Genomic DNA, 15013 nt, shown 5'->3' with positions numbered 1-15013 from the left:
AATAGTAGTACAAAGTACCCACTGTTGTTGAAGGTGGGCTATAAGAAGCAGAAGTTGCTCCAGAGATAGCAGTTCCACCAATAGTGCTATTAGTTGTATTACTAAACCATTGGTAAGTAGGCGTTCCAGTTCCGTTTGTGTAAGCTACAGTTAATTGCGTAGGTGTTCCATTTTCACAAACCGAGCTAGAAGCAGGTTGTGTAGTAATAGCGGGAGCAGCTACAATGATTACTTGAGATACGGCACTAGTTACACTACAACCGACACCGCTTTGCGTAACAATGCAATAATAGTAACGAGTTCCTACAGTTGTAGTAGGAGGTGTGTAAGTACTATTAGTTGCACTGGCGATTATAGTACCTCCCGTATTGCTATTAGTTGTATTGCTATACCATTGATAAGAGATTGTTCCAATACCACCAGAAACACTAATGGTTAAATTAGTTGGCGTACTACTTTGACACAGTGTTTGAGTAGCTATGGCTTGTGTAGTTATAATAGGGTCAGTTACTACAACTACTTCAGCCGTGTTTGAAGTCGTGCTACCACAACCGTTACCACTAAGAGTAATAGTTGCATAGTAATAATACGTTCCAGCAGAAGTAAATGCAGCAGGAGTATACGAACTGTTAGTAGCTCCAGCAATAAGAGTACCACCTGAGTTAGAGTTAGTAGTGATGCTATACCATTGGTAGGTAGCAGTTCCCACACCACCTGTGTAAGCCACATTTAAAGGCGCAATAGTTCCTCCGACACAAATAGATTGTGTAGTTGTTGGCTGAGTAGATATTGTTGGAAGTGAATTGACAATTATAGCGACACATGAATTACTAGTATTCAAACATGAAGATGTACTGGAATCCACAACACCTAATAGGCAATAGTTAAATGTGCCTAAAGTTGAAGTTGGTGCAATTAAAGTAACTGAGCTTCCAGAGGTTGTACTAATAGTTTGATTACTCCCTCCATTTATAGAATATGTAAATGTGTAAGGTGCAACACCATTAAGGCCTGTAAATGTAATAACAGCTGCATTAGAGTTTTGACAAATACTTGCATTCCCTGAAATAGTTGCACTTGGTGCAGGGTTTACTGTTACAGTCAGATTAAAATTACTAGTACAAGTATTTATTCCTACTCCAGAAGTTGCTGTAATTGTATAAATTACATTTATAGGATTACTAGTTGAATTAAGTAATGTTTGACCTATTATATTAACAGGATTAATTTGATTAGAAGCACCTGTGATTCCTGCAGGAGCAGAAACTGTCCAAGTGTAAGTGGTTCCTGATGGTAGAATTATACTTGGTGGATTATTACTTAAGGAAAGATTAAAAGCATTTCCAGAACAAATAGATGATGTTTGATTAGGAATTTGAGGTCTAGGATTAACTGTTACGGTCAATGTAAAGTTGCTAGTGCAAGTAGAAGGAGCTGTACCAGTACTTGCTGTAATTGTGTAGATTACATCGATAGGAGCATTAGTTGTATTAACTAATGTTTGTCCTATAGAACTAACAGGTGTAGTTTGATTTGAAGCACCTGTAATTCCAACAGGACTTGAAACCGTCCATGTAAAAGTGGTACCCAAAGGTATAATTACACTTGGAGGAGTATTGCTTAAAGAAACTGTAAAAGCATTTCCTGAACAAGCTATAAATGTTTGAGTAGGTACAAGTGGAGCCGGATTTACGGTTATCACAAAATTAACAGGAGTACCAACGCATCCGTTATTCGATGGAGTAACAGTATAGGTTACAGTCCCAAATGTATTACTTGGATTGATTAAAGTATTGGCTGGAATGACAGTGCTATTTCCAGGAGTTGTAAAACCAGTAATTCCATTTGTAGCTGTCACAAACCAGTTAAAAATAGTTCCAGAAGCCATACTTGAAGTAAGATTTATAGGAGAAGTTGTTCCCCCTGTACAAATCGTTTGTGTCAAGTTTGAATTCGAGATAGCAGGCATTTCTTTTAAAATAAATGTAAACGATGCTTGATTAGAGCCAGCACAATTACCATTTACTTGTACAGTGATAATATATGTTTTATAAGCTGTAAAATTAATTTGAGGATATTGGCTATTGGCATTTGTTCCACCAACAAAAGAATAATCAGCGGGTGTTACTCCCGGCCCCGAAACTGTCCATGTAAAATTTGTTGGGGCATATGGAGCTACACTATAAGTTGGAGTTGTACTTACTTGATTAAAGTTTATAGTATGACCAGCAGGTGCCGCATCACAAATGGTCAAGGTATTAGGATTAAAACTAACTGTAGGATCTCCAAAAACTTCTATTATTCGAGGAGTAGAAGCGAATGTTCCACAAGAATTGGTGACATTTAAAACAACAGAATAGGATCCAGGTTGCGTAAATAAAATATTAGCGTTTGGTGAAGAGGCAGTTGAAGGAGCAATAAATTGATAACCAGTACTTGTAGCAGGCGTTCCTGATACAGGTGTAACCGTCCATGAATAAACTGGTTCTTGACAAGTGATATTTAAAACATTAGAAGTATTGGTAAATAAAACCGAAGTACCAGCACAAATAGGTGATTGAGGTGAATTTGTAAATGAAGGTGTAGGGGTTGCTTCAATTTTGATGGTTTTGATCATTTCAGTTGTAGTAATACAACCAGCTTCATTTTTAGCTTGTAATTTAATTTGCCAACATCCAACAATATTAACCGCTGATGCAGGAATAACTAAATTGTTACCAACTAGCCAGCTTGGATTAAAAAAGGTATCAATTATATTGTAATCTGTATCATTAGGTCTTTTAACAGACCAAGTGTATTTAGGAGTTGTTAAACAAATACTAGTTCCATATTGTCCAAGAGTTGTTGTGTTTGTTGCTGTTATTGAAGTATTAACACATTGCTTAGCCGGAAGAGTAAAATTAGCGACCGGAGCTCTGCTAGTATTAACTTGTTTTTCTATACCATTTCCATTTTTATAATATTCATTACAATAATTAAGATTAATCCCGGAATTAAAAACTCCTTTATTTAATAAATTTAACTTCACAATAAAGTAACCGCTATTAGGTGCTGTTCCAGTATTACATGAAACATCATTAAATCTATGTGGAATTGTTAAATTATTAGCATACAAATTTAATAATTGAGCATGTGTATAGGTTTCTATGTTAGTTCCATCACCAAAAGTTATAGTATACTTTGAACCCATATAATTTCTAAGAATACCATTCGCATCTGCAGCTATTGAAAAATTAACATTATTTCCAATACAAACTGTTTCACCAGTTGAATTACTTAAAGTAGTTGCACTACCATGAAAAATAAAAATATTTGTAAAGATTGATAAATTATTTGATTGTTTTTTTTCAATCTCAATTCCATAAGTACCAATGGGTAAATTATCTGGAATAACAAATTGACCATTAGAATTATTAATAGGTAAGTTTGTAATTGTAGAATTTGATATATTTATAAGATTAATTTGGTAAGAAAGATTACTGTCATAATTACAAATTACTCCTCTACGTTCACTTGATGAAATTATGCTAGATAATTCTCCAGTAGCTGCATCTATTTTTCCAAAAATATTATTTAATTGTGTACAACTTGATAAACAGTTAAATGTACTTGATCCAACATTTAGCAAAGTAGATTGGAAATTTGGTACTCCAATTCCACCACCACTAATAACAGTAAAAGGATCTGTTATAATCTCCAAAACTGGATTTGTTGATCGAACTCGTAACTTATAAGTTCCAGCAGCTAAACCATTAGGTAATACTCCATTTATGACTGGTACATAAAACTCATTCAAAGTGTTTAACACAGTTGGAGAAGTGAATGCACCTCCAGGATTGGACAATTCTAAAACAAACTGGTTATTCAAATCAAAAACTCCAGTTGGGTTAATAATTACAGAAACACCTGAACCAGAAGTGTAGCTTGCCGAGTTATTAAAACGAATAAAATTAATTTGTTGCGAATAAAGATTAAAGCTAGTTAAAGCAAAAAAGCAGCTTAAAATAATAATCTTGTAAAATTTCCCCATAATGTATGTATTAATTCAAAAATAAAAAGCAAACATTCATATGTTAGAATGTTTTCTAAAAGTCTAGAAATATATATTTCTTTCACCCAAAATTTAGGCGTCTGTAAAAATATGGTGAATAGGAGAGTATTTAATACGGAAATCCGTAAAGACCTGTTTTATTTACATAAAAATAATTTAAAAATGAATTTTCATAACATTGAATACTCTTTGTTAAGTTGGAGTAGCTTATGTAAAATAATAAAGTTATGGTGGTTTAAAATAGGATATGATTGTTTAATTAAAATGGAGCATTCTCAAAAATCAAATCGACAAAATTTGAGCTCTTTTTTCATGCCCGCCATTTAGATCGATGTTTTTTTAAAAGAAAACTAAAAGTAACTTAAAAGTGTTTTTCAGATTAGATTACAATTTATCACAACCCATTTCTATAACTTTAAATTCATTGTCAAATATAAATTTTAACAAGTGTTGAGCATTTAACCAATTATAATCACCACCTTTGTAAGTAGTCAACTCTTTTTCAATACAATCGCTTATTGCGGAATTTGAATTTTAAGAAAAGACTAAAACAAAATGGAAACTTCAGAAGTTGAAAAAGAAAAAGCACATATCATTGTTGAAATCATTCAGTATATACCGAATGCTGTTTTAAGCAAAACTATTTTAAAAAAACTAACGGGAAATATAACCGTTTCTTCCTTTGATGCTGGCGAAGAACTTGCCGAAAAAACATCCCCATTTGATAATTATATTCAAATAATTGACGGCGCCGCTGAAATTATAATTAATGATATAATTCATAAACTTACTCTTGGTCAAGGAATTATTATTCCTGCACATGCTACTCATTGCTTTAACGCAAATGTTCAGTTCAAAATGTTGTCTACCATTATTAAAAGTGGCTACGAAGACTAAAAATTCAATTCGTTACTTGTTAATCCTAATTACAGAAGATAAATGAAACTTTATATCAAATATATGGTAAGTCTCCGCTGTAAAATGGTGGTTAAAGAAGCTTTAGAGAAATTAGGGTTGCACTATGTTATTTTAGATTTAGGAACTGTAGAAGTGATGAAAGACTTAACAGAAGTGGAACGTGAAAAATTGCGTAAAATGCTTTTATTGTCCGGATTAGAACTTATGGATGATAAAAAAGCGATGCTCATTGAGAAAATAAAAAACGTGATCATTGAAATGGTTCATTATACAGATGAACTTCCTAAAGTAAATTATTCCGAATATATCAGTGAAAAATTAGGTTTAGATTACACACATATTTCTAAAATATTTTCCGAAGTTAAAGGTATTACTATTGAGCAATTTATTATCGCTCATAAAATTGAACGTGTAAAAGAATTACTGCTTTATGACGAACTAAATCTTACACAAATCTCCTACATAATGAATTACAGTAGCGTTTCGCATTTGTCTAAACAATTCAAAAAAGTTACGGGTTTAACGCCAAGTTTCTTCAAACAATTGAAAGATAAAAAAAGAATTGCGCTAGAAAATGTCTGAATTGTACAACTTCTTTTAACTTAAGTATAACTATAATCAGTGTAAAAAGTTCAACTTTGAATTAATCAATAAATTAATTTCATTTGAAACTATATATTAAATACATGGTTAGTAACCGCTGCAAAATAGCGGTAAGAGACGAATTGAAAAAATTGGGTCTGCATTTTATTGTCGTAGATTTAGGTGTCGTTGAAATCATGGAAAATATTACCATGGAAAAACGACTGTTGCTAAAACAAGGTTTACTTATTTCTGGTTTGGAATTAATGGATGATAAAAAAGCCATTCTAATCGAAAAAATTAAAAATATAATTATCGAAATGATTCATCATTCAGATGAAGTTATTAAAGTGAATTTTTCGGATTTTTTAGCAGAAAAACTAGATCATAATTATACATATTTAGCCAATTTATTTTCCGAAGTGCAAGGTACAACTATAGAACAATTTATTATTTCGCACAAAATTGAGCGCATTAAAGAATTGATGATTTATGGCGAATTAAATATTACAGAAATTGCTTGGAAAATGAATTACAGTAGTGTAGCGCATTTGTCGAGTCAATTTAAAAAAGTTACCGGACTTTCTCCTTCTCATTTCAAAAATATGAAAGATAAAAGACGAAATCCAATTGAAGATATTGGTGAATAATATTATAAATATAACATGGAAAAAATAAAAAAATCAGAAAGCATCTTGCACAAATCAGACGATTTGTTTTTTGATATGTTTGAAAATAGCGCAATTGGAATGGTTGTTTTTGACGTTGAAACTGAAAAATTTCAATTTGTTAATGCATCATTTCTTAATTTTTTCGGCTATGTTGAAAAAGATATTATTGGAAAAACTTCCTCTGAAATAAGTATTATTACGCCAGAATTTTGCGAAAAAATACTGATGCAAATTGGAAAAAAAGAAGGTGTTAATAATAAAGAGATTGTTTTAAAAAATAAAAATGGAGAAGAATTCTGGTTTTTAGTTTCTGTTCAAATGATTCAATTTCAAGAGAAAAAATGTTCTTTATCTTCGTTTATCAATATTTCAAAATCTAAAAAATATGAGGATGAATTAGTAATTGCTAATAAAAAACTCGCCATTCAATATGAAGAAAAAGAAAAACGAGCCAACGAATTATTAATTGCGAATAAAGAATTAAAACTTAATAATAAACATAAAGAAAAACGTGCGGCTGAGCTAATTATAGCTAATAAAGAATTGTTGTTTCAAACAAATGAAAAACAAAATCGAGCAGATGAATTAGTAATTGCCAATAAAGAATTAGTATTTCAAACAGGTGAAAAACAAAATCGTGCAGATGAATTAGTGATTGCCAACAAAGAATTATTATTTCAAATACGAGAAAAACAAAATCGAGCTGATGAATTAGTAATTGCTAACAAAGAATTAGTATTTCAAACTGGTGAAAAGCAAGATCGTGCAGATGAATTAGTAATTGCCAACAAAGAATTATTATTTCAAACGGGTGAAAAGCAAGATCGTGCAGATGAATTAGTGATTGCTGATATTGAATTGGCTTTTCAAAATGATGAAAAGGAAAAAAGATATATTGAGAATAAAGAATTAGAAGATTATAATAATTCACTAGAAATGGCTTCTCAATATTCATTAAGTATTATTGAAGCTAGTCGCGATCCATTATTTGCCATTAGTCCAGAAGGTAAAATTACAGACACAAATGAAGCAACTGTTCAAGCAACAGACGTTCCAAAAGAAAAATTAATTGGTTCTGATTTTATCAATTATTTCACGGATAAATGTAAAGCAAAAGTAAGTTATGAAGAAGTTTTTTCTAAAGGCTTTATAGCTGATTTTCCGTTAACAATTAAAGACCATAAACTTACAGATGTTTTGTTTAACGGCTCTACTTATAAATCTGCAAATGGGAAAGTTATTGGAGCTGTTCTAGTTGCTAGAGATATTACAGAACAAAAACAATTAGAAAAAGAATTAATTGAAGCCAAAATATTTGCAGAATTAGCCACAAGTATTGCTGAAGATGCTAAATTATCTGCCGAAAAAGCTACACATAAAGCAGAAGAAGCCGTAAAATCTAAACAACAATTTTTGTCTAATATGAGTCACGAAATTCGTACTCCTATGAATGCTATTATTGGGTTTACAAAAGTGGTACTTAAAACAGAACTTACAGCCAAACAAAAAGAATATCTAACTGCCATAAAAATGAGTGGTGATGCTTTAATTGTTTTAATCAATGATATTTTAGATTTGGCAAAAGTAGATGCGGGAAAAATGACTTTTGAAAGAACACCATTCAAATTGAATTTATCAATTAAGGCCATGTTGCATCTTTTTGAGACCAAAATTCAAGAAAAAAACCTGAAATTAATCACACATTACGATAAAAATATACCTGAAGTTTTAGTTGGAGATCCTGTCCGTTTACATCAAATTATTTTGAATTTATTAAGTAACGCCATCAAATTCACTAATAAAGGAAAAATTACGGTTAGTGTTAAATTAATGGAAGAAAATGAGGAGAAAGTTTCTATTAAATTTTCGGTTGCTGATACAGGAATAGGAATTAAAGACACCAAAATTGAAAAAGTTTTCGAAAACTTTCAACAAGCAACCAGCGGAACTTCCAGAATTTTTGGAGGAACCGGTTTGGGTTTAGCCATCGTAAAACAACTAGTAGAAGGTCAAAAAGGAAAAATATTTGTAGAAAGTGTTCTTGATTTGGGAACTACTTTTAGTTTCGTTTTAGACTTTAAAAAAACCAGTGTCGAAGCCGTTTTAGAACCAGAAATTTTAGATTTAAATACGGATGTAAAAGATATTAAAATTCTTGTGGTGGAAGATATGGAACTGAATCAGTTACTTATGAAAACCTTATTAGACGATTTTGGTTTTGAATGTGAAATTGCTTCTAATGGAAAAATTGCCGTCGAAAAATTAAAAGAAAAATCATTTGATATTATTCTAATGGATTTACAAATGCCTGAAATGAATGGTTTTGAAGCGACAGAATTTATCAGAAAAAAAATGAAATTAACACTTCCTATTATTGCTCTTACCGCAGATGTTACTACTATTGATGTGGCCAAATGTAAAGAAGTAGGAATGGATGATTATATTTCAAAACCTGTTGATGAACGATTGTTATATAGTAAATTGATTAGTATTATAAAAAAACCAGTGCTTATTATAGAGCATGAAGTTGGTAAAAGTGCTAAATCAGATACAATCAAATATGTAGATATGAGCTATTTGATTAAATTAACTAAATCTAATCCGAAATTGATGGCAGAAATTATTACTGTATATTTAAAACAAACTCCACCATTAATAATAACTATGAAGAAAAGTTTTTCAGATAGAAACTGGAGTGTTTTAGAAGCAACCGTACATAAAATGATTCCCTCATTTGCTATAATGGGAATAAATCCTGAAATTACCAGTGTTGCAATGAAAATTCAAGAATATGCTCGCAGATTAGAACTTTCTGAAGATTTAGATAAATTGATTTTAAATGTAGAAAATGTTTGTAACCAGGCTTGTATAGAACTTGAATTAGAATTAATTAACCTAAATAACCCCAATGATGAAAAACGATAACAAAATAAAATTATTTCTTGTAGATGACGATGCGGTATTCCTGAAATCTTTAGAAATTCAATTTTTAGATCACGCCGATTTTGAAATTGAAACTTTTGCAACAGGAGAACTTTGTATTGCCAATATATCAAAAAAACCAGATGTTGTTATTTTAGATTTTCATTTGAATGGAATAGATAAAACGGCCATAAACGGACTACAAACATTAGATGAAATCAAAAAAATAGATGCTGATATTCCAGTAATTATTCTTTCTAGTCAAGATAAAATTGATGTAGCCGTACAATGTATACATCACAATGCTTTTGATTATGTTGTAAAAAGTGAAACAGCCTTCGTACGTTTACAAAAAATTATTTCTTCAATATTTGAACTGAAACAAATTAAAAAAGAATTAAATTGGTATATGGACAGAATGTAAGGAACATTATTTTTGAAGTTTAAAAAAAAATAAGAATTTTACAACTTTAAATTAAAATTGTACAAGTAATTTTATGTACTTTTAATAAAATTTGTTTTAATAAAAAAAAGACAAAGTACTACAATTATGTCTGTGAAAAATTTCAATATTAAAGGGTTATCAACTGCTGAAGTAACTGCATCAAGAAGCAAATACGGAAGTAATACAGCTGAGTTTAAAAAAGAAAATATTCTTCTAAAAGCTATTTTGAATTTCCTGCAAGATCCAATGGTTATTTTGCTTTTGGTTGCTTCCGCTATTTATTTTATTAGTGGAAAAATATCAGATGGATTTTTTTTAGCCTCTGCGATTATATTAATTTCTTTAATTTCTTCGTATCAAAATGCCCGAAGTCGTAATGCTTTACAAAAGTTAAAAGACTTTACAAAACCCAATTGTAAAGTCATCAGAAACGGTAAAGTGGTTGAAATTAAAACAGAAGATTTGGTAATAGGCGATAGTTTAATGGTGGAAGAAGGCACTTCTATTTCTGCAGATGGAACTATCGAACATTCTAATGATTTTTCGGTCAATGAATCCATTCTTACTGGAGAATCATTATCCGTTTCGAAAGACAAATCAAGTGACAATAATTTAATTTTTCAAGGCACAACCGTTTCTAGTGGATTAGCCATTGCTACAATTACAGCTATCGGTAGTACTACCAAATTAGGTAAAATTGGAAAAAGTCTCGAAAACATTAAAGAAGAAAAAACGCCTTTAGAAATTCAAATTGGTAACTTCGTTAAAAAGATGGCTATTGTTGGCGCCATCATTTTTTTGATAGTTTGGAGTATCAATTTTTATCATTCCAAAAATATTTTTGATAGTTTATTAAAAGCTCTAACGTTGGCAATGAGTATTTTGCCGGAAGAAATTCCAATTGCCTTTACCACTTTTATGGCTCTTGGAGCATATAAAATGTTCCAAAATGGAATTATCGTAAAACAAATGAAAACGGTTGAAACACTTGGAAGTGCAACGGTTATTTGTATTGATAAAACAGGAACAATCACCGAAAACACCATGAGTTTAGCGAAAATATTTTCGTTAGAATCTAATAAAATAACGGATTTAGAATCAGATTTAAATGAAGAAGAAAAAGCATTAATCACGACTTCAATGTGGGCGAGTGAGCCCATTGCGTTCGATCCAATGGAAGTGGCTTTGCATAAAGTATATGCTAAAATCGTTAAAAAAGATGAGCGTTCAAATTATAAAATGATTCACGAATATCCGCTTTCAGGGAAACCACCTATGATGACGCATATTTTTGAAAGTAAGGATGCAACTATTATTGCTGCAAAAGGTGCTCCAGAAGCATTACTAAATATTTGCAAACTTTCAGATTTAGAAAAAAATCAAATTCAAAATGCAATTAAAGAATTAACGAATGAAGGTTATCGCATTTTGGCTGTTGCCGAAGCTAATTTCGAAGGCAAAAATTTTCCAAAAACCCAACAAGAATTTCAGTTTAATTTTAAAGGTTTAGTCGCTTTTTACGATCCACCAAAAGCGAATATTAATTCGGTTTTAGAACATTTTTATAAAGCTGGAATTTCCGTAAAAATTATTACTGGCGATAATGCGGAAACCACAACTTCAATTGCCAAACAAATTGGTTTTGTTGGATATGAAAACAGTATTTCTGGTGATGAATTAATGAAATTATCAGATGCTGAACTTAAAAAAAGGGTTTCAGAAACAAACTTATTTACCAGAATGTTTCCAGATGCCAAATTAAGAATCATAAATGCCTTAAAATCAAACAACGAAATTGTTGCCATGACAGGTGATGGTGTAAATGATGGTCCGGCCTTAAAATCCGCTCACATTGGAATTGCAATGGGTAAAAAAGGGACAGAAATTGCCAAAGAAGCAGCTTCATTGATTTTAACTAAAGATGATTTATTAAATATGGTGGATGCCATTGCAATGGGTAGAAAAATTTATAGCAATCTTAAAAAAGCCATTCAATTTATCATTTCTATCCATATTCCAATTATTCTAACTGTTTTTATTCCGTTAGTTTTAGGTTGGATGTATCCCTCAATTTTTTCACCTATTCATATTATTTTCTTAGAATTAATCATGGGGCCAACTTGTTCCATCGTATATGAAAATGAACCTATGGAAAAAAACACCATGTCGCAAAAACCAAGACCTTTTACAGATACCTTTTTCAACTGGAAAGAACTTTCTACAAGTATTGTTCAAGGTTTAGTGATCACATTAGGTACTTTATTCGTTTATCAATATGGTGTTCACGCTAATTATAACGAAGCAATTACTCGAACTATGGTTTTCACTTGTTTAGTTACGGCTAATATCTTTTTAACTTTATCTAACCGCTCTTTTTATTATTCTATACTAACAACCATTCAATATAAAAATAATTTAATTCCAATTATTACTTCAATTACTGTTTTTATTACAGCTCTATTATTATATGTGCCACCATTAACAAAGTTTTTCAATTTTGAACATCTAAACGGATTTCAATTGGTACTAGCTGTTAGTGTTGGTTTTGTAGTAGTAATTTGGTATGAAGTTGTTAAAATATGGAAACGAAATTTATAATACTATGACAACTCATTCCTCTTCTTTTTTACAAAAATTAGCACTTGTTTTCTTAATTGTTTTAGGATTATATTTTGCTAAAGATTTTCTGATTCCATTATGTATCGGTGGCATTTTAGCCACACTTTTTCTACCTTTTTGTAATTGGATGCAAGGAAAAAAAATCCCTAATGGATTGGCGGTATTTATTTGCTTTTTTTCTTTACTGTTTATAATTTCAGTATTGATTTCTCTTTTAGGTTGGAAACTTTCTGAATTTTTAGACGATTTTACTTTAATAAAACAAAAATCAGTAGAAATGGGAAATCATTTACAGAAATATGTTTTTGATCATTTAAATATTACCGCTGAGGAACAATTCAACATATTAAAAAATGAGCAGCCTTCTTACTCTAATATTTTTCAACTTATTTTTGGTTCAGTAACTTCCGTTTTTGCATCTCTTATTTTGGTTTTAGTCTATTTCGCCTTTCTATTATATTACAGAAATCACATTAAAAATTTCTTATTGAAATTAGCAAAACCAGATAGACGAGATGAAATGGAGCAAGTTATTTATAATGCCACAAGAGTTTCCCAACAATATTTATTAGGTTTATCTAAAATGATTGTGCTTTTATGGATTATGTATGCCATTGGTTTTGGGATTATTGGTGTAGAAAATGCCATCTTCTTTGCAATACTTTGCGGCATGTTAGAAATTGTACCTTATGTAGGAAATATTACCGGAACCATTTTGACAGTTTTAGTAGCTGCCATAAACGGCGGCAATCCAACTTTGCTTGGCGGAATTGTTGTAGTATACGGAATTGTACAACTTATTCAAGGTTGGATTTTGGAACCATTAATTCTCGGTCCACAAGTAAAAATAAATCCACTTTTTACCATTATCGTTTTGGTAATTGGTCAACTTCTATGGGGAATTCCAGGAATAATTTTAGCCATTCCATTAACAGCCATTTTTAAAATTATCTGCGACCACATTGAATCTCTAAAACCATATGGATTCTTAATTGGCGAAATTTCTGTTCCTAAAAAAAGAGAAGATATCCTACAAAGTTTGAAAAGCTATATAAAGCAATAGTCTTTAAAAATACCTATGAATATCACAACTTTTGATAAAAGTTGTATAACAGAATTGTAAGAGAACCGAATGATATTTGTATAAATAATTTTAAACAAATTTCATTATGAAAAAAGTACTATTTCTTTGTATATGTATGATATATACATTTACATTAAATGCACAAACAGAAGACAAAAAATGGAATATTGGTGTGCATGGTGGTGTTACTCAATATACTGGTGATTTAGGAAGAGATTGGTATCAAACAGACAATACAATGTATGGTTTTGGTGGACTTTCAGTTTCTAGATATTTAGGGAAACATTTTGATGCCAATTTATTACTAACTAAAGGAACAATAGGTTATAATAACGGAACAACAGCTGGTTTTAAATCAGATTTTAATGCCGCAACTTTAAACTTACGTTTCAATGTTTTAACATCAGAATATATAGTTAGACCTTATGTATTTGCTGGAGCAGGTTTCTTTATTTTCGGTAATCAATTGAATTTCCACACAGAAAATTACGACTATATTTTGCCAAGTGCGGGTGGAGGATTTAATTTCAGATTAACTCCAACAGTGAATTTAAACTTACAAGAGTCGTTTTTGTTCTCTAATAAAGACAGAAGAGATGGTGTAGACAATGCTAATGGAGATCTTAAGAAAAAAGATTCTTATTTAACTCACATGGTTGGTCTTACTTTTAATTTAGGTGATACTAAAGATACAGATGGTGATGGTGTTTCAGATAAGAAAGATCAATGTCCAGATACTCCAACTGAAGTAAAAGTTGATAAATTAGGTTGTCCACTTGATAGAGATAAAGATGGAATTGCAGATTATTTAGATGCTTGTCCAGATACTGCAGGTTCAGCACTACTTAATGGTTGTCCAGATAGAGATAATGATGGAGTAGAAGATGCTAAAGATCGTTGTCCTGATCAAGCTGGTACAATTGCTTTATTAGGTTGTCCAGATGCTGATAAAGATGGTGTTGCCGATATGGATGACAAATGTGCTAATACTAAACCAGGTACAAAAGTAGATACTAAAGGTTGTCCAATGGATAGCGATAATGATGGTGTAACTGATGATTTAGATCGTTGCCCAGATGTTGCTGGTGTTGCAAGTTTAAAAGGTTGTCCTGATGCTGATGGTGATGGAATTGCCGACTTAGATGACAAATGTCCAAATGCAAAAGGAACTTTAGCTAACAAAGGTTGTCCAGAAATTGCAAAAGCAGATATTGTTAGAATTACCTATATCGGAAGTAAAATTTTCTTCGAAAATAATTCTGATAAATTAAAAGTAGCTTCTTTATCTCAATTAGATGAATTGTCTAAAATATTATACAAATATGATGGTGCAACTTTAACTATTGAAGGACATACAGATAGTGTTGGTAAAGATGATTTCAACATGACTTTATCTCAAAAACGTTCTGAATCAGTTAGACAATATTTAATTGGAAAAGGTATTTCAGATGCAAGATTAATATCAGTTGGATATGGTGAAACAAAACCAATTGCTACAAACAATACTACGTTAGGAAAAGCTAAAAATAGAAGAGTTGAATTGAAAACAAATTATTAGATATAAAGGTTAAGTTAGGTTTTGTTTTTTGGGAAAGTGGCTGTCAGTTTTGACAGCCATTTTTTTATTCTCATTAAAAATTCAAACAGAAACATGTAACAAATACAAAGAATTATGTAACAAGTAAAAGTTGTAATTCGAGTATTTTTATATAAATATTTAA

At 31.0% G+C, this 15013-nt stretch carries 9 protein-coding genes; 8 read left to right on the top strand and 1 reads right to left on the bottom strand.

Annotated elements, in window-relative coordinates; genetic code table 11:
• Positions 1-4030 (bottom strand): beta strand repeat-containing protein (locus UEQ13_RS05165; protein ID WP_329805300.1); only part of this gene is annotated, 4030 nt, incomplete at its 3' end.
• 576 nt (positions 4031-4606) lie between these two features.
• Between UEQ13_RS05165 and UEQ13_RS05160 the strand changes: the two genes are divergently transcribed.
• From UEQ13_RS05160 to UEQ13_RS05125, 8 genes are all read left to right on the top strand, one after another.
• Entirely contained in the window at positions 4607-4948 is a 342-nt protein-coding gene (locus tag UEQ13_RS05160; protein WP_329805299.1) for a cupin domain-containing protein, read from the top strand.
• A gap of 42 nt (positions 4949-4990) precedes the next feature.
• Positions 4991-5551 carry a helix-turn-helix domain-containing protein gene (locus UEQ13_RS05155; protein WP_329805298.1) on the top strand — a complete coding sequence of 187 codons (561 nt, stop codon included), beginning with the start codon at positions 4991-4993 and terminating at the stop codon, positions 5549-5551.
• A gap of 104 nt (positions 5552-5655) precedes the next feature.
• Positions 5656-6201: a helix-turn-helix domain-containing protein gene (locus tag UEQ13_RS05150; RefSeq protein ID WP_329805305.1), complete on the top strand. Its 546-nt coding sequence runs from the start codon at positions 5656-5658 to the stop codon at positions 6199-6201.
• A 15-nt stretch (positions 6202-6216) separates the two neighbouring features.
• Positions 6217-9147 carry a response regulator gene (locus UEQ13_RS05145; protein WP_329805297.1) on the top strand — a complete coding sequence of 977 codons (2931 nt, stop codon included), beginning with the start codon at positions 6217-6219 and terminating at the stop codon, positions 9145-9147.
• A complete protein-coding gene (locus UEQ13_RS05140) occupies positions 9134-9568 on the top strand; it encodes a response regulator (protein ID WP_329805296.1) in 435 nt (144 codons plus the stop codon). Before UEQ13_RS05145 ends, UEQ13_RS05140 begins: the two co-directional genes overlap by 14 nt.
• Before the next feature lie 126 nt (positions 9569-9694).
• Entirely contained in the window at positions 9695-12187 is a 2493-nt protein-coding gene (locus tag UEQ13_RS05135; protein ID WP_329805295.1) for a cation-translocating P-type ATPase, read from the top strand.
• Complete coding sequence (locus tag UEQ13_RS05130) at positions 12153-13271, top strand: AI-2E family transporter (RefSeq protein ID WP_329805294.1); 1119 nt, start codon at positions 12153-12155, stop codon at positions 13269-13271. Before UEQ13_RS05135 ends, UEQ13_RS05130 begins: the two co-directional genes overlap by 35 nt.
• 106 nt (positions 13272-13377) lie before the next feature.
• A complete protein-coding gene (locus UEQ13_RS05125) occupies positions 13378-14850 on the top strand; it encodes an OmpA family protein (protein ID WP_329805293.1) in 1473 nt (490 codons plus the stop codon).
• Positions 14851-15013 lie beyond the last annotated feature (163 nt).

Source organism: Flavobacterium facile (assembly GCF_036321945.1).
Lineage (GTDB): Bacteria > Bacteroidota > Bacteroidia > Flavobacteriales > Flavobacteriaceae > Flavobacterium > Flavobacterium facile.
Note: the sequence above shows the minus strand (reverse complement) of the source record. Positions and strands in the feature narration are given on the sequence as shown.

Bases quoted from the DNA above. Each gene is read 5' to 3' on its own strand.
- UEQ13_RS05125 (WP_329805293.1), top strand. From the start codon at position 13,378: ATGAAAAAAGTACTATTTCTTTGTATATGTATGATATATACATTTACA.
- UEQ13_RS05130 (WP_329805294.1), top strand. From the start codon at position 12,153: ATGAAGTTGTTAAAATATGGAAACGAAATTTATAATACTATGACAACT.
- UEQ13_RS05145 (WP_329805297.1), top strand. From the start codon at position 6,217: ATGGAAAAAATAAAAAAATCAGAAAGCATCTTGCACAAATCAGACGAT.
- UEQ13_RS05135 (WP_329805295.1), top strand. From the start codon at position 9,695: ATGTCTGTGAAAAATTTCAATATTAAAGGGTTATCAACTGCTGAAGTA.
- UEQ13_RS05140 (WP_329805296.1), top strand. From the start codon at position 9,134: ATGAAAAACGATAACAAAATAAAATTATTTCTTGTAGATGACGATGCG.
- UEQ13_RS05160 (WP_329805299.1), top strand. From the start codon at position 4,607: ATGGAAACTTCAGAAGTTGAAAAAGAAAAAGCACATATCATTGTTGAA.
- UEQ13_RS05155 (WP_329805298.1), top strand. From the start codon at position 4,991: ATGAAACTTTATATCAAATATATGGTAAGTCTCCGCTGTAAAATGGTG.
- UEQ13_RS05150 (WP_329805305.1), top strand. From the start codon at position 5,656: ATGGTTAGTAACCGCTGCAAAATAGCGGTAAGAGACGAATTGAAAAAA.